Genomic DNA, 21,391 nt, shown 5'->3' on the forward strand with positions numbered 1-21,391 from the left:
GACCTTTGCAAAAAAGTCCTTCCCCCAACAGCAAAAATCCAAACACAGGTTTTCGGCTGTTTCTATTCCAAATCACTCCTGACTCTACAACTTCTATGGCCTGACGCTGTTTGCTGCCGGAGGTCTGAATAATGGTGGCATCAATGACGGCAGCGGATGCTTTCTCTACTTTTAGGTTTTTTTCGGTCAGTTGTCGGTTAATCAGTTCCAGCAATTCGGACAGGGTGTCGTCTTGCGCCAGCCAGTTGCGGTAGCGGCATAAGGTGCTGTAATCGGGAATGCTCAGTTCGTCAAAACGGCAAAACAGGTTGAAATCGATGCGGGTGATGAGGCTGTGTTCGAGTTCGGGATCGGAGAGGCTGTGCCATTGTCCGAGCAGGACGGCTTTGAACATGGACAACAGGGGATAGGCGGGACGGCCGCGGTGGTCTCTAAGGTAACGGATTTTTTGACGATTCAGATATTGTTCGATAGGTTGCCAATCAATCACCTGATCCAATTTCAATAGTGGGAAACGGTCGATGTGTTTGGCAATCATGGCTTGGGCGGTTTGCTGGAAGAAGGTGCCCATGAGAAATCCCCTAAATGTCTTGGTGGGAATTTAGGGGATTTTGGGGAATTTTGCAAAGGTCTCAGAATGTATCCATATAACTTGATTGGTAAGGCCGTCTGAATGAGACAGACCGAATAGATGCGATTACACTCTGACTAAAATAACACAAATAAGTTTGATTATTATTTATAATTTTGTGAAATTCTAACTAATTTTTAATAATATGGAAATGTTTTTTGAGTTTGAAAGTAAATAGAAGGGTGAGGTAAGAGGAAAAAAATAAAAGCCTGTTTGAAAATTTCAGACGGGTTTGGATTCAGATTTCAAATGCAATATTCGGATACTAGTGGTTGGAACAGATTCAAGAATAAAACACTTAGCGCTTCGTCAGCTAAATATTTTTTCGGAGATGCGCTTTTCAATCTTTGTCGATGATGGTGTCGGCCTCCTAATCGCCGATGCGGGATTTTTGGTCGACGACAGCAGGTCGGTTTTCTATGCCGATGCAGTCGGGCACTTTGCCTCTGATCCATGAATTATTTATCCAGCTACGTCATACTATATTTTGCGTTTTTGAAGTGGTTTTAGTGCTATCTTGTGGTTTCTAAACTTGCAAAAATCGCCTATTTATTTTATAAATGCAAACCATTTTTATTCAAATAATAAGGTTGTGTAATGAAAAAGAAAGCGATTGCCTGTGTAATAGGGGCGGTTTTTTCCGGACAGTTATATGCGGCTCAGATGCCGGTGGCTCAGGCAGAAATAGAGCCTGTGGTGGTTACGGCCGACCGTAATGCGCAAACCTTGGATAAAGCGGCGCCGAATGTGTCGGTTATCGGACGCAAAACCTTGAATCAAGCCTCGGCGCAGAATTTGGACGATATCGTGATGTATGAATCCGGCGTCAGCGTGCCGTCAGACAACAACCGCCGCGGTCATGCCGGTATCAATATCCGAGGCATAGACGGCAACCGCATTCTGATGATGGTGGATGGCGTGCGCATTCCCGAATCTTATGCAGGCGGCGGCTCCAACGGCGCGATTTCGGGACGCGATATGGTCGAAAGTGACACGCTTAAGCAGGTCGATATTGTTAAAGGTCCTTATTCCGCGCTGTACGGCAGCGACGCGCTCGGCGGCGTGGTGAACATGGTCACGCTCTCGCCGAGCGATTTTGTCGATGCGGGCAAACGCGGGCATTTCGGTTTGAAACACGGCTACCGCAGTCGCGACCGCAGCCATGGCGTGACGGCGACTGTGGCAGGTTTCCATGAAAACGCTGAAGGTCTGCTGATGCTGACGCGCCGTCAAGGTCATGAAACCGAAAACATGGGCAGCGATACCAGCTACTCGACTGCGCGTACTGCCACCAATCCACAGAAAAACAATGCCTACAATATTTTGGCGAAAGGCAATATCGGCAACGAACGCCACCGTTTTGAAACTTTGTACGAACAGTATTACCACGCCAACGACACCGTGTTGGCAAACGGCTTGGGTTCGCAATCGCGCGGGCCGGTAACCATCGCAACATCCGAGAGCAATGCTCGCGACCGTATCCGCCGTCAACGTATCGAAGCGGGCTACCGCTACGCTGGCGAAGGCCGTCTGAAAGAAGCCAACCTGACTGCCTATCAGCAAAAACTGCGTACGGAAGACGATGCCGTCGATGCGAGTATTACGCGTATGGGCGCGCGCCAATTAGGTAACTCGACCCGTTATTCCGACTACGGTTTCAATCAGACCATACGCGGGCTGAACGGGCGTAGTGTGTGGGAATTTGACGGTGCGGTCAAACAAACCGTCGTTGCCGGCACAGAATACAAACACACCGAGACCGCCCGTCCGCGCGACAGCCTGACAGTGGACAATCTGACCGGCGCCGTCAGCAAAGTTTATGCAGGCAGCACCTATCCGAATAAAACTTTCCCCGACAGTAAGCGCAAAACGTTCAGCGTTTACGTACAAGACAGCCTGACCTTCGGCAACGGCATCGTCCTGACCCCGGCCTTGCGTTACGAAAAAGACAAGCTGAACACGTCGACCGACCAAGCCTATCTCAACGCAAATCCCGGCGGAACGGCGACGCGCTTTAGCGATTCCGCGTTTACGCCCAGCCTGCGCCTGAGCGTGCCGATGGGTGAGCAGTTCACCGGTTTCGCTACTTATTCACAAGGCTTCCGTACGCCGCCGTTTGACAGCGCGACCATGGCGTTTGCCAATACGACCTACGGCTATGCCGTCATTCCCAATGCCAACCTCAAATCCGAACGCTCCAACAGCTTTGAATTGGGGATGAAGTTCAAAAACGAACGCGCCCGTGCGCAAGTCACCGCGTTCTACAACCGTTACCGCAACTTCATCAACCGCACTGAAATCGGTACCTCCACTGTTGGCAGACGCCCGATTATCCAGTACCAATATCAAAACCTTGATCACGTCAAAACCTACGGTGCTGAAGCTTCTGCCGCCTACAAATTCCTGCCGGGCTGGCAAGTCTCCGGCAGCATCGCTTGGATGCGCGGTGAGCAGCAGGACGGCAAACCGTTGGATTCCGCTTATCCGCTCAACGGTGTTTTGGGTTTGGATTACACGCAGGAAAAATGGGGTGTCGGTACCAAGCTGCGCTGGTCGAAAAAACACAGCCGCGTCAGCAGCGACACTGTTTTCCAAGCGCCAGGTTATGGCGTATGGGATGTCGGCGCGTGGTACAAGCCGTTTAAAAACCTCGAAATCGGCGCAAACATCTACAACGTCGGCAACAAAAAATACTGGCAGCACGCAGATGTTGCCGGCATGAGCCGTACCAGTGTGATGGACTTGTACACTGAAACCGGCCGTAATTTCGCCGCAACCGTACAACTGAAGTTCTAATGTGATTCAACCGTTTTCAGACGGCCTGAGGAAGCGAGCAGGCCGTCTGAAAGCATGCGACAAGGAAAAACAATGAAACTCAAACTCCTCCTGCTTTCCGCGCTTATTTCGTTGGCCGGCACTGCACACGCGCAACGCATCGTCGTGTTGACACCCGATACGGCAGACATCGTTGCCGCGCTCGGCGCATTGGACGAAATCGTCGGCCGCGATCAGACCGTTCAAAATCCGGCGTTGAAAAACAAGCCCAGTATCGGCATTCATCGCCGTCTGACGGTTGAACCGATTGTGGCCGCCAAACCCGACATCGCCATCGGTTCATGGATGGCGCAGCCTGCCGATATTTTTGCCCATCTGCAAAAAGCAGGCATTAAAGCCGTCAATGTTGCGCCCGATGACAGCATCGCCGCCTATCCGCAAAGTATCCGCAACATTGGTCAGCTTATCGGTAAAAGCGCACAGGCGGACAAGTTGGCCAGTAAGTGGCAGGCGGATATGAAACAGCAGCCTTCCAGCGGCAAACGATACCTCTTCAGCTACGACGGGCGCATCGTATCGGGCAAAAATACTGCCGCCGACGAAATCATCCGCCGCGCCGGCGGTATCAATGCCGCAGCCGCCATTGACGGCCTCAAACCGATGACGCGTGAGGCATGGATTGCGGCTAAACCCGACATCATCATTATTGCCGACCACAACACCGCCATGATAGGCAACGTCAAAACCTTTGCCGCACGCCCCGAAATCGCCGGCTCGCCTGCCGCGAAAAACGGCAAGATTTATTTGTGGAAGGCCAACGATATGTTCCGTTACGGGCTGGATACGCCGCAAGTGATTCAGCGTTTGCACGGTTTGGCGAAATAAACTTGCCTGTTTTGAAAACCCTGCCTGATTTTTGTTTTCAGACGGCCTTGATTTGTTCCTTCTTGTTGAGGAGGAAGCAAAATGGCTGTCTTAAAAATGCCGTCTGAAACTGTCCCTTAATCCGCTTAAACCGAATGATGTTATGAAACCGCATATTCTTACCCTTTGCCTGCTGCTTACTGCCGCAGCCGTTTATTTGTGCTGCGGCATCGGTTTTGGCGCGTGGGAGTCGCCATTAGCGATGGATGAAACCGTCCGCCAAATCCGTTTACCGCGCATCTATACCGCACTTTTGGTTGGAGCCGGTTTGTCCGCTTCGGGGGCGGCATTGCAGGCTTTATTTGAGAACCCGCTGGCCGATCCGAGTTTGATCGGGACATCGGGCGGGGCGGCCTTGGGCGTGATTGTGTTATTGGCTCTGGGCGGCGGCGCGATGGGTGTGCCGGCGGCGGCTTTTCTCGGTGCATTGGGTGTGTGCCTGCTGATTTTGGCAGTGCACAAGCTGCTCGGCGGCGGTACTTTGGGATTGCTGGTGTTGGGGTTTGTGTTGAGCGCGTTTTCGGGCGCGGTGGTCAGCATGATTTTGTTTTTATCTGACGATTTGGTATTGCGCAGTGCGACCACATGGCTGTCGGGCAGCCTTGCCGAAGCCGGTTTCTCATCGCCTGTCGCGGCAATCGCGGTCATGTTGCCCGGTTTTCTGATTTTGCTGTCGGCAGGCAGGCGGCTGGACGTTTTGATGATGGGCGAAGACACGGCTGCCAGTATGGGGGTATCAGTTGGGGCATTGCGTGTACAAACCGTAATAGGCGCGGCATTGATGACAGGGGCGGCGGTATCGCTTTCTGGCATCATCGGTTTTCTCGGCATGATGATCCCCAATGTGCTGGCGCAAACCGTCGGCGGCAGTCGCCGCAAACTGATTACACTGTCGGCTTGGTTGGGCGCAGTGTTTTTGATGGTGGTGGACGGCGCGGCGCGCTGGCTGACATACCCTGTCGATCTGCCGGTCGGTATCGTGATTGCCTTATTGGGCGGACCGTTTTTTATGTATTTGTTTATCAAGCCTTTGAAAAGCCGTTAATGCCTAAACAGGCCGTCTGAAACTTCATTGCCCCATATCTTTTGCCATGCACACCTTATTTCAAATCCGTAATCTTTCCGTCCGCGTCCAAGACAAAACCCTGCTTGAAATCGATCAACTGGATATACCTTCGGGCATGACCGTCATTATCGGTCCAAATGGTGCGGGCAAATCTACTTTGCTGCGGGCCTTAATCGGGCAAACAGGGCAGGGGGGAATCACGCTTTTCGGTGAGGCCGTTACGCCGCAAATCCGCGCGGGCAGGGTGGCATGGGTCGGGCAGCATGGCCGTTACAACATGCCGATGACCGTACGCGAATACATTGCGTTGGCGTCATTCGTACAAAAAGGCCGTCTGAACCATGAGTGGGCGGACGAGTTACTCGATTATTTTGATTTGATGGCGTTGGCAGATAAGCGCATTGGCAAGCTCTCAGGCGGCGAGCAACAACGCGCCAACATCATCCGCGCCCTGTTGCAAAACGCGCCGGTCTTGCTTTTGGACGAACCGTGCAACCATCTCGATATCCGCCACCAACACCGCCTGATGCAGTATTTGGTCGGGCATTCAAACCGTGCCTCATCAATAATGGTATTACACGATTTAAACCTCGCCGCGCGTTATGCGGAACATATTATTCTGATGAATAAGGGAAAAGTCGTTGCATCAGGCAAGGTGGGCGAAGTGATGCGCCCCGACTTGCTTGAATCGGTTTACGGTTGGCAGATACGCCGTTGCGAAGATGAAGCAGGGTTTTATTTCAGAAGCTGAGCGCCAACAGGCCGTCTGAAAAACGATAAAGAAAATTTATTTTATCGTTCAAAAATAAAACGAGATGGGAGGATGTTCCCGACTTGAAGAACCAAATTTTGTGCATTTCACAAGTAAAATGCCGATTTTCATCAAATAGAAATAAATTTTATTATTTATAGAATACAATATTTTAAAATAATACTAATTTTTAATTACGCAAAAATATTGACAAGAAAATGATGATGGTTATTTAATATATAAATCTTATTAATAATTTTTATTAATCATTATCATGGTACAGCAGCTTGTTTGGACTCCGAAACAATCCGCGCCCAAGGCATTTCCCGAACGTCAGGCATTAATGCCTGTTTGGGGCGGTGTTCCAATGCCGCGTCCCCAGTGGCAGAACATTTGGAAGAAAAAGCTTCCCCATGCTACCGATGTGGACGCGCTTGCTTATCTGCATATTCCATTTTGCGCCAACCATTGCGTTTTTTGCGGCTTCTACCGTAATGCGTGGAAGGACAGCCAAAGCAGCGTGTACACCGACAAAATTATCGAAGAAATGGCCGCTGAAGCCGAAGTCCGTACAGGCAAGGGCAAAATCCGAGCCGTTTATTTCGGGGGCGGTACGCCGACCGCGTTGCTTACGGAAGACCTCGTCCGCCTGATTCGTGCCTGCTACCAATATCTGCCGCTTGCCGAAGACTGCGAGTTCACCATCGAAGGGCGCATGAGCCATTTCGATTTGGAAAAAGCACAGGCCTGTCTCGAAGCAGGGGCCAACCGCATTTCCATCGGCGTGCAAACCTTCAATACCGCCATCCGCCGCCGTCTCGGCCGCAAACACAGTGGCGACGAGGCGTTTGAATATTTGGCAAAATTGTGCGAACTCGATGCCGTGATTGTGGCCGATTTGATGTTCGGCCTGCCCAATCAAACCGATGACGTTTGGCAAAACGATATTGCCCGCGCCGCTGAGCTGCCGCTGTCCGGTTTGGATACGTATGCGTTCAACCTTTATCCCATGCTGCCCATTAACCGCATGATTGAAAAAGGCGCATTTCCGACACCGCCGGGCTTTGATATTCAGGCAGACCAATATGCCTACACGGTTGAAACACTGCTGGAAAAAGGCTGGGAACAGGTCAGCAACAGCCACTTCGCCTATCCCGGTCGCGGCGAGCGCAACCGCTACAATACCCTGATCAAATCCGATATTTCCTGTTTGGCGTTCGGCTCCGGCGCAGGCGGTAACTTCGGCGGTTTCAGCTATCAGGTGCAGGGTGATTTGGAGAGCTATCTCGCCACGCCGAAAGGCGAGAAAAACATCGCATTTATGAGCGGCCATAGTCCAAATAAAGCACTTCTCAGCAAAGTCCAGCACGATATTGAAACAGGCCGTCTGAATCCATTATTGTTCGACGGCAACAAAGCAGCGCAAAAGCTGATTGCCCAATGGCAGGAAATGCAGCTTTTTAAAGAACCCGATTCAGACGGCCTTATCCGTTTGAATACCAGCGGCCGTTATTGGTCGCCCACCCTTATCCGCAAACTCATGCTTACTCTTCCGACTCAAGAAAAGGATCAAACCATGCAAAAACTTTCAGCCGAACAACAAACCATGTTGCGCCAATCATTGGAAAAAAATCCCGGCCAAGTGCTGGAAATGCTGGCCGCGCAAAACCAATGCAGTTTTGAAGACGTTATCCGCTGTCTGCCTGAAGAGAACGTGCGCCAAACCGAAGGCAGCCGCATTGTCGAAATCCTCCAAGCCATCGCAGCATGGAATGAATCCGTGACCTTTATCGCCCACACCCCCGATGCCATCGTCGAAGTCAGCGGCAAACTGCCAAACGGCAAAGTCGGCCGCGGTTTCTACAATTTTGACCATCCTGAAACCGACGGCGGCGTACACGGCCACATCTACTATGAAAACTGCGCCTCCATCTACCTTTTGGAACGCCCGTTCATGGGTAAAGCCACTTGCTCGCTCAACTTTATTAACCGCAACGGTGGCGCCATGTTTAAAATTTTTGTCGGCCGCGATGAAGCAGGTGAGTTGAAACAACACCAAATCGAAGCCATGCGAAAACTGTTTGATGCCGCTTAAACGGTTTCAGACGGCCTGAAAATCCGTTCCTTGTTGCATAGAGGAGCGGATTTTCTAACAATAAACATCTACCACACAAAGGAACCCCAAACATGCAACTCATCTTCGGAGCCAACGGCCCGTCCGGCCGCGCCTATATCCGCACATTGGCTGACTCAGCCGATACCGTCGCCGTATTAAGAAAGCCATCTGAAGACAGCTTTTTTGCCGAACACAATATTCAAACAGTCGTCGCCGATGCGCTTGATGCCGATGCGCTCGATAAAGCGTTGGCACAATACCGTCCCGATACCGTGATCAGTTTTGTCGGCGGCAAAAACGAAGAGGGTATCCGCAGCGATGCGCTGGGCAATATCAACATTATTGCCGCCACGAAAGCCGCCAATCCGCAAGCCCGCTTTGTACTGATTACCAGCATGGGCTGCGGCGAACAATGGGATATGATGAGCGAGCCGTTCAAACAGGCACTCGGCGAAGCTGTCCGTGCCAAAACAGAAGCCGAAATCTATCTCAAACAAAGCGGTTTGAATTGGACCATTTTGCGCCCCTGCGGCCTTGCCGATGGCGAAGATAATGCCTATACCTTGACACAAAATACCCAAGAAATTCCGCAAAAATACATGACGCGCAACGGCTTGGCCGCTGCCGTTGCTACCATTGTCGGCCAAGCGGACAGCAAGGGCGAAACGTATAGCGTTGGTGCGGCATAACCGGATTGAATATATTGTCCACTTTCCATTGTTAAAGTTGGAGTAGGTAATTGATTAGCAGCCGATCAAACAATAAAGGATTTGCTGAGAAAAGGCTGGGAGATATAAATAAAAGGCCGTCTGAAAAATTTCAGACGGCCTTTTATTTCTTGCTTTATTCTCCAAATACTGCCCGATCGAAACGTTCAATATAGGCGACTAAATTTGCTTTGGTTCTTGCATATAGCGCAATTTCAGTGTCGATGGGGGTAAGAATCAGGTTTGCAACAACAGGCACGATGGCCACATCAACGGAGGTTAATTCTTCGCCGAAAAAGTAGCGTTTTGTGCCTAAGTAGTTGCTAATGGCGTCTAAATCTCCTTTTCCGAAGGCGTAAATATCAGATTGTGTGTGTCTTCCGATACCATGTCCGTGCATTTCTTTTTTCGCGTTTTCCTGTAACACAGCAAAAATCGCTTCGGCTTGTTCGGTCGGCATGTCATCAAACATTGCCTTCATCATAAATGGTTTGCTGAGAGGATCGACGAAACGGTTATATACGACCATCCAATATAAATGTTCTTCTGTCATACGGCGAAAGGCTTCAGCAATCGCTTTTTGTTCAGGCGTTAAATGTTTATCTAAATCAATGCCGTAGGTTTCGGTTAGATAACGCTGAATGAGAGAGCTATCAGGGATCAACTTCTCGCCATCTTGCAATACCGGAACTTTGCCTTTAGGCATTTTGCTGAGATCGGCAACATATTCTTTTTCGAAATCTAAGCCGGATAAACGCAGCATCGCTTCGGTTTTCCAGGCGAAAGGTGATGGACTGCGAATTTTACCTTCACCGGGTAAAGTAAATAATTTAAGCATTTTGTTTTCCTTTCATTATTTGTTATTCAAATACGGTTCTACTATAGTCCAAACAGCAGGGAAATTCACAACAAATACCGGATGTGGCGAATTTGTGCATGACTGCCAGCGCAATCAGTCAAGTCATTCGCAAGCTGGAAAATTATTACGGCGTCAAATTGCTTAACCGCACCACACGCAGCCTCACGCCGACAGCATCTCGCACCCATTGGCACAATGGCAAACCTTGATTTGTGCTTCCCCAGATTATTTGCACAAACTCCCCACCAGCACCCTTTACGCCACCACCGCACATCGTACCCAATCAGCAAAAGTACGCACCGTATTGGATTGTTTAATGCATTGTTTTGGTGAAGGGATAAATAAAAAGCCTTGAAATCTGACCGCACTTTATTTAATGTCTAAAATGAAACTTTGTACTATTATTTCAATTTACTATATATGTCAGAGAGTGATTTATGAAATCCAAACTATCCGCGTTCGTCGCTACAGCCCTTCTCGCCGCCTGTTCTACCGTTCCACAACATAATGAGCAGGCGAAAGCCTTGTTGGACGAAGGCATCGCTCTGTATCAAAAACAGGATTACCAACATGCAATGCCCTACTTTGAGCAAGCTCAACGGGCTGGGCATATGAAAGCACCGCGTTATCTGGGTCTGATGTATCTAAACGGTGAAGGTGTCGCCAAGAATGCAAAAAACGCTTTTGCCTACTTCATGCAAGCGGCAGAAGCGGGCGACATCACCGGGCAATACTGGCTTGGTCATTGCTACGAAAACGGTATCGGCACGGCAAAAGACATGACCAAAGCCGTGCATTGGTATCAAGAGTCTGCTAAACGAGGCGACCATATTTCCCTGCCAGCGATTGATGCGTTGAACCGTTTAGGCATCAAAACACATTGACGATTTCTCACAAAATTTAAGGAGTTTCCATGATGAAGAAAACCGCAACAATTATCGCCGCAAGTTTGTTGCTAGCCGCTTGCAATACACTCTCCAATGCGACTGAAAAAGCAGTGACGACTCAAAACACGCAAAATTCCGCTTGGGACAAACAATACGGCGGCGCGGATAAATCCTACGATAGTCGCTTGCTTGCCTTGCGTGAACAAATTGCACCACGTTTTGAAGTGTTAACGTTTAAAGATCCCAAAACAGGCAAAGAAATGCAGTACAATCTGTACACCCCGAAAAATCTTGAGCCGGGTCGCAAATATCCGTTAGTTATGTTTATCGCAGATGCCAGCACAGCAGGAAAAGGCGTAAAAGCCCCACTAATGCAAGGCTACGGCGGCATTATCTGGGCAACCGATGAAGCGCAGGCGAAACACCCAGCCTTTGTCCTTGTACCGTCTTACACCGAAACGGCAGTCAACGATAAATGGGAAACAACTGAAGAAGTCCCCATGACCTTACGCCTTGTCAAAAATCTGATCGCCGAAAAAGCGATTGATGCCAATCGTGTTTATACCACGGGTCAATCCATGGGCGGTATGATTTCATTCTACCTAAATAGTATCGAGCCTAACTTCTTTGCGGCGTCTATGTTTGTTGGCAGTCAATGGGATATCAATGTTTTAAAACCATTGGAGAAAGCGAAGTTTATTTATACCGTTTCGGCTGCCGATCCAAAAGCCTCTGCAGGCATGGCTCAAGTTGGAAAAATGCTGAAACAAGATAAAGTCAGCTACGCCGAAACTGAGTTCTCTGCCAAATTACCGCAGACCGAACAAGACGCAAAAGTCCAACAAATGCTTGCCCAAGGCAAACGTATTAACTTCATCCGTTTCACACCAAATACCGTAATTCCGGAAAACTCAACCCACAAAGGTGCAGAGCATATGTACTCATTTGATTACGCCTATTTACTCGAACCTGCCCGTGATTGGTTGATGAATCAGAAGAAAGGAAAATAATCTTAAAAATACAAGCGGTCAGATTTTGAAGATGATTTACAAAAATACCTAAAAAACTGACCGCTCTTTGTTATGAAAAAAACCGTCTGAAAAACAGGATAGGGGGGCAGCATCGTAGGCACGCATTCAAAAAATCAGACCAATGGCAGCCTGCACTGTTTCAGGTAGCCTGAAACAGTGTGGTTTAGATTCAGTTTCATTGTGACACGTCTGTTAGTAGTCTTTAAAAGGCTAATCATCAACTTTTAAGGACTTTCTAGGTTGTTAAATTAACTTTTAATCCATATTTTTTTAAGTACAATATAACAGTCCATTTTTCGGACGAGCTTTTCCTAATCTTCACAGGAGACACAATATGAGCAACACCCCCACCATCCTACAGAACCCTCTCACCAACAAAGATACCGCTTTCACATTGGAAGAGCGAGCAAAATATGGCCTGACCGGCCGCCTACCTGTCGTTGTAGAAACGCTCGAACAACAGGCCACGCGTGCTTACCGCCAGTTTTCATCCTATGAAAAAGATATTGAAAAATATATCTTTCTTGATCAACTGCACAACCGCAACGAAGTACTGTACTACAAACTCCTGATTGACCATCTAGCCGAAATGCTACCCGTCGTTTACGACCCCACTGTCGGCGAAGCAATTAAAAAATGGAGCCGCGACTACCGCCGTTCGCGAGCTATCTATCTGGATGTAAACCATCCTGAAAACATCCGTGCATCGTTTGAAACGCTGGGCTTGGGTGCAAATGATGTAGATTTGATTGTGGTTTCCGATGCGGAAGAGATTTTGGGTATCGGCGACTGGGGTGTGAACGGCACGGATATTTCCGTCGGCAAACTGGCAGTTTATACTGCTGCTGCAGGCATTCATCCCAGCCGCACCATTGCTGTGAATCTAGATGTGGGTACAGATAATGAAGCCCTGCTCAATGATCCCACTTATTTGGGCAATCGCCATGCCCGCGTGCGTGGTGAACGCTACGACGCATTGATTGCAAACTACCTGAAAACTGCTGCTGAAATGTTCCCCAATGCGCTTTTGCACTTTGAAGACTTCGGTCCGTCCAATGCCCGCCGCATTTTGGTGGAGAACCGCCGACAATATCGTATTTTCAACGACGATATGCAGGGAACTGGCGCGATTGTGATGGCTGCCGTATTCTCTGGCCTAAAAGTGACCAAACAGACCTTTGCCGAACAGCGGTTGGTGGTGTACGGTGCAGGCACCGCAGGTACGGGTATGGCCGACCAAATCAGTGCGGCGATGGAGCGAGAAGGCCTGAGTCGCGAAGAAGCGAAACAACGCGTATGGCTGATTGACATCAATGGACTGGTTACTGATAACATGGACGGCTTGCCTGATTACCAGCAGGAATATGCCCGCCCAGCCACTGAAGTTGCCGACTGGGCGAAAACGGACGGTAAAATCGGCTTGCTCGAAGTTGTAAAACAAGTAAAACCGACTATCTTGATTGGCACATCCACCGATCACGGTGCATTCACTGAAGACGTAGTCAAAGCCCTATGTGCGGGCGTAGAGCGCCCAATTCTGCTACCGTTATCTAACCCGACCGAGAAAATCGAAGTGATGCCGAGTGAGGCTATAAAATGGTCGGATGGCAAAGCGCTCATTTCTGTCGGCATCCCCGTGCCACCCGTGCCGTATAAAGGCGTGAACTACGAAATCGGTCAAGCTAACAACGCCATGCTTTACCCAGGGTTGGGGCTGGGGGTTATCGTTTCTGGTGCGAAACACGTTACTGACGGGATGCTGCTGGCTGCAGCTGAAGCAGTCGCCTCGCAAGTCAATCCGCAGGACGAAGGCGCGTCACTCCTGCCATCGGTGAATAACCTGCGTGCATCGTCTGCTACTGTTGCTGTTGCTGTTGCCAAACAGGCGGTCAAGGACGGTGTAGCGACCAAGCAGCCTGAAAACTGGGTACAGGCGGTGCAGGACGCAATGTGGCAGGCGGTATATGAATAAAGTCTCCTAGAAGCTATAAGGCTACCTGAAAGCAAAAAGCAGTCTGAAATCCATGCAAAGAAGTCAGGCTGCTTTTACATTTTCAGACGACCTCTACCCGCAACGCATCCACAATCAACTTAAACACATTGGAATGCCCGCGACGGCTGGGATAATAGAGGTAAAGCGGTTCGTAAGTTATAGCATACTCAGGCAACAGCTCGACCAGTTGTCCAGAATGGAGTGCATCCGCTACGCTCATATGTGCTATCCACGCAATGCCAAGGCCGTCTGAAACGGCTTGCAGGCGTAGATGGTTGTTGATGGAAAATTGTGATTTGGGCGTGAATGTAATCAGCTCTTTTTTGTACTTGAATTCCCACTGCATTTCCGCGCCGTGTTCGGCGGAGAGCTTCGTGCCGATAAGGCGGTGCTGTTGCAGATCATCAATATTTTTCGGTGAACCATGTTGCGCCAAATAATCGGGCGAGGCAACCAATACCATTTTGAGCGGTGCGGAAATTGGCAAGGCAATCATCTCTTTCGCTACATCGTTGCCTAACCGTACGTCCATATCAAATCCCTCTTTCACAATATCTGCTCAGCGATCGTCCACCACGATTTCCAAGCGGATTTTCGGATATTGGTTCAAAATTGGCTTTAATTTTGGATACAACACCGCTTCTGCCGCCACTCTGCAAGGGCATTGATACGGAATTTATTTTATTGAGAAAATTATTTTTGTAGTAACTATTGAATTATCATTATATTCCCCAAATATTTGAATAAATAAAGAATTAAAGGTAAAACAATGCATAATCAACAATGGAAATTATCAGACGATACGGATAAATTGCATTTAACTCTTGATAGGATTATTGGATTTATTTCAAATTGTGATACCAAAGTATCATTTTGGTTCTCATTTTTTGGCGCTATTTTAACCATTTTATCTACTTTAAAAACACCCACAACAGAATTTATAAAAAGTGTTTTTTGTGCAAATCCTAGAAATAGAACAGATGAAGTCGTTTTATTTATTTTTATGCTTATATTTTTGGTATCAGCTATATGTTTCATAATTGGACTTTACTTTCTAAGCAAGGCTTTGATGGCAAAAATAACCAATAACGAGGATAGAAAATCTAATATTTTCTTCGGGCATATTGCATCACATGAGAACCAACAAGCCTATTTGAAGTGTCTTAAAGCGACTAATTTGAATAAATACATTGAAGATTTAGTTTCACAAATATATATCAATTCCAAAATTTGTGAACAAAAATTTAAAAATTATAATAAGGGAGTAAAAATAAGTGGTATAAGCATTATTTTTCTATTGGTTTCGTGGCTTTACATTTTTCAAAAATAGGAGATAACAATGCCAGAGTATGACTATATACAGGGAAAAAACCGAGTAGAAAGTATTCTAGATAATCATATGATCATAGAAGAAAAGAAGAAATTACCAGTAGATGGTAATTTTACTTTTGAAAATGGATACAGGACATGGTTAACCAGTATTTTTATAGATATTCGGGATTCAAGTAAATTATTTACAAGCATTAATCAGGAGGAAACTGCAAAAGTAATCAGAGCATTTATTTCTGAACTGATTGAAATACTGAGAGATGATGATGGATTCATGCTTGAGATCGGTATTCGTGGAGATTGTGTTTATGCAATTTACAATACACCTTCAAAAGAAGATATTCTAAATTGTGCCAATAAAACCTTCTATGCAAACACATTTATCGAGATGTTTAATAAGATGTTATGGAGAAGAGGGATTGAGCCTATTAAAGCAGGAATAGGAATGTCAACAGGGTGCGATTTAGTCATTAAAACAGGACGAAAAGGTATTGGAATTAATGAAAAAGTATGGATTGGTACAGCTGTCACTGAAGCATCCAATCTTTCATCATTAGGAGATAAAAATGATTACCGTAGATTAATGTATTCATGGCGATCATATATTAATTTTATTGATGGATTAAAAGCTAGAAACAGTGAAAAAGATGTTGAAAAATGGTTTACATCTATAAACAACCCTATACCTAATATAGGTAATGTATATAATGCTGATATTATACAATCTACATTTAATGAGTGGATTAAGTTTAACGTATAAAGATATTGGTCGAAAGTAAATTATAGTTCCATTACGATAGCGTAAATATCCACGCTCTTATTGTTAAAAGATCGTATGAAAACGAATTTAGTTTTTCAGACGACCTTTTCCTTATCTCTACGTAAAAAGTGCGGTCAAATTCCCAAGCATTTTTCAAACTTTAAAAATTTTCGCCCGTACGCGCGGTGGATTTGGGACTATTCAATAAAGTGATGCCGCAGGCTAATCAGATTGAAATCAATCCGTTCCAACAAAAAACCGAAGCCGTTGCCGCTTTGCAGGCTGAAGGCATTGCCGTGGAAGCATGGGCACCGTTTGCCGAAGGCAAAAACGATATTTTCCACAATCCCGTATTAAGCAAAATCGGCACGAAATACGGCAAATCCATGGCGCAGGTGATTACCCGCTGGCTGGTGGAACGCGACATCATCGTGTTGGCAAAATCCACCAAACCCGAACGTATGGCGGAAAACTTGAACGTCTTTGACTTTGCCCTCAGCGATGAAGACAAAGCTGAAATTGCCAAACTGGACAGCACGTTCGCCGCCATCGTCAATCACGACACGGTGGATAATTTGAAGCGCATCTCCGCGTGGAAAATGGGCGTGTAAGTGTAGCGAAAAACCATCTGCAATTCATCATATGAAAGGACAAAACATGATTAACGGGTTAGATATCGAACGTTTTCGAACTACCATGGCAGCGGTTGAAAACGACCATACAAAAGGCAAGGCAGTATTACGCGCCGATTCGCGCTGGGTATCCGGCACGAAGAACGAAATCTCCGTGCGCCGCTTCCCTGCCTTTACCACAGACGAACCGAAAAACATGGGAGGTGAAAACGCCGCCCCAAATCCGATGGAATACCTGATCGGCGCTGCGGCAGGCTGCTGCTCCATAGGTTTCGAGTTGCAAGCAGCATTGGCAGGCGTGAAACTGGAACAGTTTGAAATATCCGCAAGGGGCGGTATCGACATGGCCAAACTGTTCGGCATGGAAGATGGCTACGGCGGACTGGATAATCTGGTGCTAACCATAAAAGTAAAAGCCGACGCCGACCTTCCTACCCTGCAAAATTTCGCCGATCGCTCCGCCGCCAACTCGCCAGTGTTGAACAGCCTGAAAGCGCGGGCAAAAGTGGTTGTGGAAAAAATCTAGACGACTCAAACCGTTTTCTTGTTTTCATTTCGTTAAAAGCCCCTTTTCTGGACAACTAGAAAAGGGCTTAATCGCTCAAAGGAGTACATGACATGCAACAACTGCACACTCTGAAAGACATCGAACAGGCCATCGTCACACACCCTTTAGTATCACTGTACATCAAAGCCCCAATCTGCGGTGTTTGTACGGTCGTGGCCGCCCAGCTTGACTCAGCTTTGGCGGAGGAAGGAAATGTGTATGCCGTAAAAGCCGATATTGCTGAAATACCCGAAATGGCCGGACGTTTCCACGTGCTGACCGTACCTGCATGGCTGCTGTTTTATCAAGGCAAGGAAGTAGAACGGATGGCCCGCTTCATCCCTCAGGTACAGATGAAGCAGACATTGGCAAAATGGACAAAAGTAGCAGAAAGCGAACATCAGTAACCGGTCTATCAATGTTTCAGACGACTGCGGTCTTGATAATGATGCAAGTGGTCAAATTTTTAAGATGATTTGCAAAACACTTAAAAATTTGACCGCTCTTTATTACGAAAAAGGTCGTCTGAAACGGTTTGTAGACTGAGATGATTATTGATGAAACGCTGTGATTTGTACGCTAAAACCATCTTCTGAAAATTCACTTTGACATTTCCCATCGTTACCTTTAAAATGCGTTCAAGTTTTTAAACTTATAAACTCAAGAAGCCGAATATGCCACACCAAACCATGAATTTAATGCGCGAGTGCATTCCCATTTTTACCGTGTTGAGCGATGAAAACCGTCATCAAATCCTGCGTGTGCTGTGGGAACACGGCAAGATGAATGTGAATGAGCTGACCGAGCATCTACATCTGTCGCGCCCTGCGGTGTCGCATCACTTGAAAATCATGCTGCAAGCCGGAGCGGTGGCGGTGGAGCAGGTCGGCAAAGAGCGGTTTTACAGTATTGCCATGGCGGATGCGGTGGCGAGGTTAAAACAGCTTGCCGATTTGATGGCACAAAATTGCCCACTTTCAAAATAGGGTTATCCATTAACCCTTTATTTTTACCTAAATACGTTTACATTTTTAAACTTATTAACTTAAAGGAACGATTATGTTATTCACGCCATTCACTTTTCCAAACGGCAAAACCGCTAAAAACCGTATCTTCAAATCCGCCATGGAAGAGCAACTTGCCCAAAACGACCAGCCGTCTGAAAAACTCGTCCGCCTTTACGGCACTTGGGTAGAAGGCGGTGCGGGCGTTTTGGTTACGGGCAATGTGATGGTCGCCGAAAGCGGCAAAGGTTCGATAAACGACGTGGTGATTTCAGACGACCGCAGCCTTGAGATGCTGAAAAAATGGGCGAAAGCCGGCACGCAAAATGACACGCTGCTCATCATGCAAATCAACCATGCGGGCAAACAGTCGCCTGCGGTGGTCAATAAAACGCCGCTTGCGCCGAGCGCCGTGCCGTTAGTGGGTATGGACGGCTTTATCAACCCGCCGCGCGAATTGACTGCCGACGAAATCAACGGGCTGATTCAGCAATTCGTACAAACCGCGAAAATTGCCGAACAGGCAGGGTTTTCAGGTGTACAAATTCACGCCGCGCACGGCTATCTCATCAGCCAATTCCTCTCGCCGCACCACAACCGCCGACAAGACCAATGGGGAGGCAGTTTAGAAAACCGTATGCGCTTCCTTTTGGAAATCTACACCGCCATCCGCGCCGCTGTGGGCAAAGATTTCTTAGTCGGTGTAAAACTCAATTCGGCGGACTTCCAAAAAGGCGGTTTTGACGAAAGCGAATCGGTGCAAGTGGTACAAAAACTGTCGGAAATGGGCATTGATTTTATTGAAGTTTCCGGTGGCAACTACGAAAGCCCACAAATGCTAGCCGCCAAAGACAGCACCCGCAAACGTGAAGCCTTCTTTATCGATTATGCCGAAAAGCCCGTGCAGTCAGCCAAGCTCCGCTGATTATCACCGGCGGCTTCCGTTCGCAAAACGCCATGGAAGACGCCTTATCCAGCGGCCATTTGGATTTGGTCGGCGTCGCCCGTCCGTTTGCCTTAGTCCCTGATTTGGCGAACCAAATGCAAAACGGCACTTACCAAACCGTGCAAACCGACCGCATTCAAACTGGCGTAGCATTTGTTGATAAAAAAGCAGGTGCAATGTTGGAAATGAACTGGTATATGACGCAAATGGACTTGATCGGACAAGGCAAACAGCCTGATCCCAAATTGTCAGCATGGAAAGTTTTACTGAAAACTTTATGGGCAAATGGAAAAGCAGGGTTAAGTACGGGTAGAGCTTTATGGGGCAAGCGGTTGGATTTGAAGGAGGATTAAATTTTAAAATTTAACCGTATGTAAAAGCATGGAATATAAATAAATTGATACTAAAAAACCGTTTGAATCTTTAAGTTCAAATGGTTTTTAGAATTTTAGATATCCACTGAGCGATACAAAAGATCCTGTTCTTTGAAAGTGGCTTAGAATAAGAATTTTGAAAATACTAATTAAATTACTAAATTATAATTATAACTTATAATCATAATTTAACATAATATAAATTAATTTCCTTTTCCCTATTCTTCTACAAATTCCGCTGTTTTGTTCCTATATGTCAAATGAGAATTAATGATACTCAAGAGAGTGTGCTCATAGTACTCCAATTTTTAGTATAAAATCAATAGGTTTTAAGAGAAATTTGGCTGTAACTCTACCACTTAATTATTGAGTAGTAGAGTAGGGTAGAGGGGAGGAAACTTATTACGATACTAAGTACCTTCAACTCATAGCATATAGCTAATTTATAATGTAAAGGCCATCTGAATATCAGACGGCCTCCTGTCTATTAGAATTTAGACATTGTAAATTTCTTCGTTCTTAACATTTTCTTAAGGCTTCCGCTTCAGTCGTACCCGGGGGGGGGGTTATACCAAAAAAAGCTGAACCATCCTTGTAACTTGAGTCAACTAATACGATCGATCTTAAAAAAACTTGCTCAAACTGAAATCAAAATAAAGCTATCGTTAACACCGAGACTTGGAAAGCTACGTGAAGGCTTTTCAAAGAGTACGAAGCATTTTACTTTCAGGACAAGCTTTGAGTTGGAATAGATCATTTGTTCTTATAGATGAGATTTTCAGGTTTTTTGTCGGTAGAAATAAGAAGTTTATCAAGGTATTCGGGGTCATGCCAGTCATCCCAAGGTGCTAGACTAAAATAAGCTTTAATAAAATCATCAATAATAGCTGAACCTTCGGTATTAATACCAATAATATTTCCTTGTTCAATTAAGTCAATATTAGGAAAATATTGTTTCAGTATATTTTTATTTACTATACCTTGTTGAATAATTGACCAGAACCCTTTATCTAACGATTCTTCAGTAATAAACATAGCAGCAATAATATCGTTTTTATCTATTTTTATATCTTCATATAAAGGAAGGTTTTTTGAGGAAATTTTCATTTTGGTAATTAAGCAGGCTACACCTATCCAATCATATTTTCCAAGAATCTGTCCAACAGCTAAAAAATCATCTTCTATGGGAATGCCAAAATAATCGCCTACCTGCCATTTCTGTTTTTTTCTTGCCATTTTTTAAAGTTCCTTTCTGTAATTCAATAAGGCATGGGAATTTTTCCACCTGCTGCACGGTAGCGAGGTTCAGACATCTGATGACGGTTATTGGCCAAAGGTCCTCCTCGACTCTTGATACCGCCTTGTAATCTAATGTGATCTTCTTCCAATCGGTCTAGACATTGACCAGATTTAGTTTGCCCAAGTAAGGTAAACCTGTGAGTTGCTCTGAATGCTCTATTATGTTCTCTTTGCCTGGCAAAATATCTTATTGAGGATTTGGCTTGGCCTACATATTTTTCGCCAGTTTTAGGATGTGTCCTCAGATAAACAATTCCACAAGTACCTGGCGGACAATGGCAGGGGTCAGTTTTCTCTGATTCTGGTTTGCTACACACTCCTGCTGCAGTATATTACTATGGCCTCTAGAGGCAATTACCGCTGTAACTGCATGACTAGGCGTTGTTGTTCCACTATTGCCTGGTAATGCTCCTACGCTACTACCAAAACCACCTGGATTGGGCACTACTCCTGTAAAACCAAATAGCCCCACTGGATCAACCCATGACCCAGTATTAGGTGCAAATGCATACAAATTCTCTCCACCTTCCAATCCAATCGGATCCTGATTCACAAACCGCCCTGTATCAGGCTCATAATACCTGAAGAAGTTGTAATGCAGCCCCGTTTCACGGTCGGCATACTGGTTTTGCAGGCGGAAGGGTTGGTATGCGCTATCCGTTACCTTGGTTTCCTCTTTCAGACGACCCCAGCCGGTGTAGTCACCAAACCAAACCAGATTGCCGTCTTTATCGGTCATTTCTCTCGGGATGCCGATTTG

22 protein-coding genes and 1 pseudogene are annotated in these 21,391 nt (G+C 46.6%); 18 read left to right on the forward strand and 5 right to left on the reverse strand.

Translation table 11 applies throughout. The features are described from left to right. Positions 1 to 571, reverse strand: a 571-nt coding sequence (locus HMPREF2560_RS07610; RefSeq protein ID WP_283132709.1) for a transposase, incomplete at its 3' end; no start/stop codon positions are given. A 657-nt stretch (positions 572 to 1,228) separates the two neighbouring features. Between HMPREF2560_RS07610 and HMPREF2560_RS07615 the strand changes: the two genes are divergently transcribed. The 6 genes from HMPREF2560_RS07615 (at position 1,229) to HMPREF2560_RS07640 (ending at position 8,952) form a co-directional block, all read left to right on the forward strand. Continuing rightward, complete coding sequence (locus tag HMPREF2560_RS07615; protein WP_070608342.1) at positions 1,229 to 3,427, forward strand: TonB-dependent hemoglobin/transferrin/lactoferrin family receptor; 2,199 nt, start codon at positions 1,229 to 1,231, stop codon at positions 3,425 to 3,427. A gap of 72 nt (positions 3,428 to 3,499) precedes the next feature. Continuing rightward, the gene (locus HMPREF2560_RS07620) at positions 3,500 to 4,291 is read left to right on the forward strand and encodes a heme/hemin ABC transporter substrate-binding protein (RefSeq protein WP_036490880.1); all 792 of its coding nucleotides are present in this window, start codon (positions 3,500 to 3,502) and stop codon (positions 4,289 to 4,291) included. 142 nt (positions 4,292 to 4,433) lie between these two features. Beyond that, on the forward strand, positions 4,434 to 5,375 hold the full coding sequence (locus HMPREF2560_RS07625; RefSeq protein WP_070608343.1) for a FecCD family ABC transporter permease: 942 nt from the start codon (positions 4,434 to 4,436) through the stop codon (positions 5,373 to 5,375). Between the two features lie 46 nt (positions 5,376 to 5,421). Beyond that, on the forward strand, positions 5,422 to 6,147 hold the full coding sequence (locus tag HMPREF2560_RS07630; protein ID WP_070608344.1) for an ABC transporter ATP-binding protein: 726 nt from the start codon (positions 5,422 to 5,424) through the stop codon (positions 6,145 to 6,147). A gap of 274 nt (positions 6,148 to 6,421) precedes the next feature. Beyond that, positions 6,422 to 8,242 carry a heme anaerobic degradation radical SAM methyltransferase ChuW/HutW gene (hutW, locus tag HMPREF2560_RS07635; protein WP_070873802.1) on the forward strand — a complete coding sequence of 607 codons (1,821 nt, stop codon included), beginning with the start codon at positions 6,422 to 6,424 and terminating at the stop codon, positions 8,240 to 8,242. Positions 8,243 to 8,334: 92 nt separating this feature from the next. Further along, complete coding sequence (locus HMPREF2560_RS07640) at positions 8,335 to 8,952, forward strand: NAD(P)H-binding protein (protein WP_070873803.1); 618 nt, start codon at positions 8,335 to 8,337, stop codon at positions 8,950 to 8,952. A gap of 154 nt (positions 8,953 to 9,106) precedes the next feature. On the opposite strand, the gene HMPREF2560_RS07645 is transcribed toward HMPREF2560_RS07640, so the two are convergent. Further along, positions 9,107 to 9,808 (reverse strand): glutathione S-transferase family protein, encoded by a 702-nt coding sequence (locus HMPREF2560_RS07645; RefSeq protein ID WP_070873804.1) that lies wholly within the window; start codon positions 9,806 to 9,808, stop codon positions 9,107 to 9,109. An 86-nt stretch (positions 9,809 to 9,894) separates the two neighbouring features. Here HMPREF2560_RS07645 and HMPREF2560_RS10970 point away from each other — a divergent pair. From HMPREF2560_RS10970 to HMPREF2560_RS07660, 4 genes and pseudogenes are all read left to right on the forward strand, one after another. After that, a pseudogene (locus tag HMPREF2560_RS10970) lies at positions 9,895 to 10,002 on the forward strand (LysR family transcriptional regulator); the annotation flags it as partial. A gap of 264 nt (positions 10,003 to 10,266) precedes the next feature. Next, a complete protein-coding gene (locus HMPREF2560_RS07650) occupies positions 10,267 to 10,713 on the forward strand; it encodes a tetratricopeptide repeat protein (RefSeq protein WP_070873805.1) in 447 nt (148 codons plus the stop codon). Positions 10,714 to 10,742: 29 nt separating this feature from the next. Then, positions 10,743 to 11,726 carry a carboxylesterase family protein gene (locus HMPREF2560_RS07655; protein WP_283132710.1) on the forward strand — a complete coding sequence of 328 codons (984 nt, stop codon included), beginning with the start codon at positions 10,743 to 10,745 and terminating at the stop codon, positions 11,724 to 11,726. Between the two features lie 355 nt (positions 11,727 to 12,081). Next, positions 12,082 to 13,719 carry an NAD-dependent malic enzyme gene (locus tag HMPREF2560_RS07660; RefSeq protein ID WP_070608348.1) on the forward strand — a complete coding sequence of 546 codons (1,638 nt, stop codon included), beginning with the start codon at positions 12,082 to 12,084 and terminating at the stop codon, positions 13,717 to 13,719. Positions 13,720 to 13,801: 82 nt separating this feature from the next. Here the strand turns inward: HMPREF2560_RS07660 and HMPREF2560_RS07665 are convergent, their stop codons facing one another. Further along, the gene (locus HMPREF2560_RS07665; RefSeq protein ID WP_283116583.1) at positions 13,802 to 14,290 is read right to left on the reverse strand and encodes a LysR substrate-binding domain-containing protein; all 489 of its coding nucleotides are present in this window, start codon (positions 14,288 to 14,290) and stop codon (positions 13,802 to 13,804) included. Between the two features lie 219 nt (positions 14,291 to 14,509). Between HMPREF2560_RS07665 and HMPREF2560_RS07670 the strand changes: the two genes are divergently transcribed. The 8 genes from HMPREF2560_RS07670 (at position 14,510) to HMPREF2560_RS11200 (ending at position 19,311) form a co-directional block, all read left to right on the forward strand. Next, the gene (locus tag HMPREF2560_RS07670; protein ID WP_070608349.1) at positions 14,510 to 15,070 is read left to right on the forward strand and encodes a Pycsar system effector family protein; all 561 of its coding nucleotides are present in this window, start codon (positions 14,510 to 14,512) and stop codon (positions 15,068 to 15,070) included. Positions 15,071 to 15,079: 9 nt separating this feature from the next. Further along, positions 15,080 to 15,829, forward strand: coding sequence for a nucleotidyl cyclase domain-containing protein (locus HMPREF2560_RS07675; protein WP_070608350.1), 750 nt, complete (start codon positions 15,080 to 15,082; stop codon positions 15,827 to 15,829). A 191-nt stretch (positions 15,830 to 16,020) separates the two neighbouring features. Beyond that, positions 16,021 to 16,440 carry an aldo/keto reductase gene (locus HMPREF2560_RS07680; protein WP_283116586.1) on the forward strand — a complete coding sequence of 140 codons (420 nt, stop codon included), beginning with the start codon at positions 16,021 to 16,023 and terminating at the stop codon, positions 16,438 to 16,440. A 46-nt stretch (positions 16,441 to 16,486) separates the two neighbouring features. After that, positions 16,487 to 16,987, forward strand: coding sequence for an OsmC family protein (locus HMPREF2560_RS07685; RefSeq protein WP_283116587.1), 501 nt, complete (start codon positions 16,487 to 16,489; stop codon positions 16,985 to 16,987). Between the two features lie 92 nt (positions 16,988 to 17,079). After that, the gene (locus HMPREF2560_RS07690; RefSeq protein ID WP_070608352.1) at positions 17,080 to 17,415 is read left to right on the forward strand and encodes a thioredoxin family protein; all 336 of its coding nucleotides are present in this window, start codon (positions 17,080 to 17,082) and stop codon (positions 17,413 to 17,415) included. Between the two features lie 267 nt (positions 17,416 to 17,682). Further along, positions 17,683 to 17,994, forward strand: a complete 312-nt coding sequence (locus HMPREF2560_RS07695; RefSeq protein ID WP_070608353.1) for an ArsR/SmtB family transcription factor — start codon at positions 17,683 to 17,685, stop codon at positions 17,992 to 17,994. 73 nt (positions 17,995 to 18,067) lie between these two features. Next, the gene (locus HMPREF2560_RS07700; RefSeq protein WP_141762594.1) at positions 18,068 to 18,937 is read left to right on the forward strand and encodes an NADH:flavin oxidoreductase/NADH oxidase family protein; all 870 of its coding nucleotides are present in this window, start codon (positions 18,068 to 18,070) and stop codon (positions 18,935 to 18,937) included. Between the two features lie 32 nt (positions 18,938 to 18,969). Then, positions 18,970 to 19,311, forward strand: coding sequence for an FMN reductase (locus tag HMPREF2560_RS11200; protein WP_141762597.1), 342 nt, complete (start codon positions 18,970 to 18,972; stop codon positions 19,309 to 19,311). Between the two features lie 774 nt (positions 19,312 to 20,085). Here HMPREF2560_RS11200 and HMPREF2560_RS07705 read toward each other — a convergent pair. Further along, positions 20,086 to 20,568 (reverse strand): hypothetical protein, encoded by a 483-nt coding sequence (locus HMPREF2560_RS07705; protein WP_070608355.1) that lies wholly within the window; start codon positions 20,566 to 20,568, stop codon positions 20,086 to 20,088. Between the two features lie 304 nt (positions 20,569 to 20,872). Continuing rightward, positions 20,873 to 21,391: RHS repeat-associated core domain-containing protein (locus HMPREF2560_RS11480; RefSeq protein ID WP_283116591.1), on the reverse strand; the 519-nt coding region annotated here is incomplete at its 5' end.

This window comes from Neisseria sp. HMSC078H04, assembly GCF_001838135.1.
GTDB lineage: Bacteria > Pseudomonadota > Gammaproteobacteria > Burkholderiales > Neisseriaceae > Neisseria.

Excerpts from the sequence above, each read along its gene's own strand:
- HMPREF2560_RS07650 (WP_070873805.1), top strand. The coding sequence starts at position 10,267 with ATGAAATCCAAACTATCCGCGTTCGTCGCTACAGCCCTTCTCGCCGCC.
- HMPREF2560_RS07640 (WP_070873803.1), top strand. The coding sequence starts at position 8,335 with ATGCAACTCATCTTCGGAGCCAACGGCCCGTCCGGCCGCGCCTATATC.
- hutW (WP_070873802.1), top strand. The coding sequence starts at position 6,422 with ATGGTACAGCAGCTTGTTTGGACTCCGAAACAATCCGCGCCCAAGGCA.
- HMPREF2560_RS07705 (WP_070608355.1), bottom strand. The coding sequence starts at position 20,568 with ATGGCAAGAAAAAAACAGAAATGGCAGGTAGGCGATTATTTTGGCATT.
- HMPREF2560_RS07630 (WP_070608344.1), top strand. The coding sequence starts at position 5,422 with ATGCACACCTTATTTCAAATCCGTAATCTTTCCGTCCGCGTCCAAGAC.
- HMPREF2560_RS07615 (WP_070608342.1), top strand. The coding sequence starts at position 1,229 with ATGAAAAAGAAAGCGATTGCCTGTGTAATAGGGGCGGTTTTTTCCGGA.
- HMPREF2560_RS07655 (WP_283132710.1), top strand. The coding sequence starts at position 10,743 with ATGATGAAGAAAACCGCAACAATTATCGCCGCAAGTTTGTTGCTAGCC.
- HMPREF2560_RS07690 (WP_070608352.1), top strand. The coding sequence starts at position 17,080 with ATGCAACAACTGCACACTCTGAAAGACATCGAACAGGCCATCGTCACA.
- HMPREF2560_RS07620 (WP_036490880.1), top strand. The coding sequence starts at position 3,500 with ATGAAACTCAAACTCCTCCTGCTTTCCGCGCTTATTTCGTTGGCCGGC.
- HMPREF2560_RS07695 (WP_070608353.1), top strand. The coding sequence starts at position 17,683 with ATGCCACACCAAACCATGAATTTAATGCGCGAGTGCATTCCCATTTTT.
- HMPREF2560_RS07685 (WP_283116587.1), top strand. The coding sequence starts at position 16,487 with ATGATTAACGGGTTAGATATCGAACGTTTTCGAACTACCATGGCAGCG.
- HMPREF2560_RS07670 (WP_070608349.1), top strand. The coding sequence starts at position 14,510 with ATGCATAATCAACAATGGAAATTATCAGACGATACGGATAAATTGCAT.
- HMPREF2560_RS07700 (WP_141762594.1), top strand. The coding sequence starts at position 18,068 with ATGTTATTCACGCCATTCACTTTTCCAAACGGCAAAACCGCTAAAAAC.
- HMPREF2560_RS11200 (WP_141762597.1), top strand. The coding sequence starts at position 18,970 with ATGGAAGACGCCTTATCCAGCGGCCATTTGGATTTGGTCGGCGTCGCC.
- HMPREF2560_RS07645 (WP_070873804.1), bottom strand. The coding sequence starts at position 9,808 with ATGCTTAAATTATTTACTTTACCCGGTGAAGGTAAAATTCGCAGTCCA.
- HMPREF2560_RS07660 (WP_070608348.1), top strand. The coding sequence starts at position 12,082 with ATGAGCAACACCCCCACCATCCTACAGAACCCTCTCACCAACAAAGAT.
- HMPREF2560_RS07675 (WP_070608350.1), top strand. The coding sequence starts at position 15,080 with ATGCCAGAGTATGACTATATACAGGGAAAAAACCGAGTAGAAAGTATT.
- HMPREF2560_RS07625 (WP_070608343.1), top strand. The coding sequence starts at position 4,434 with ATGAAACCGCATATTCTTACCCTTTGCCTGCTGCTTACTGCCGCAGCC.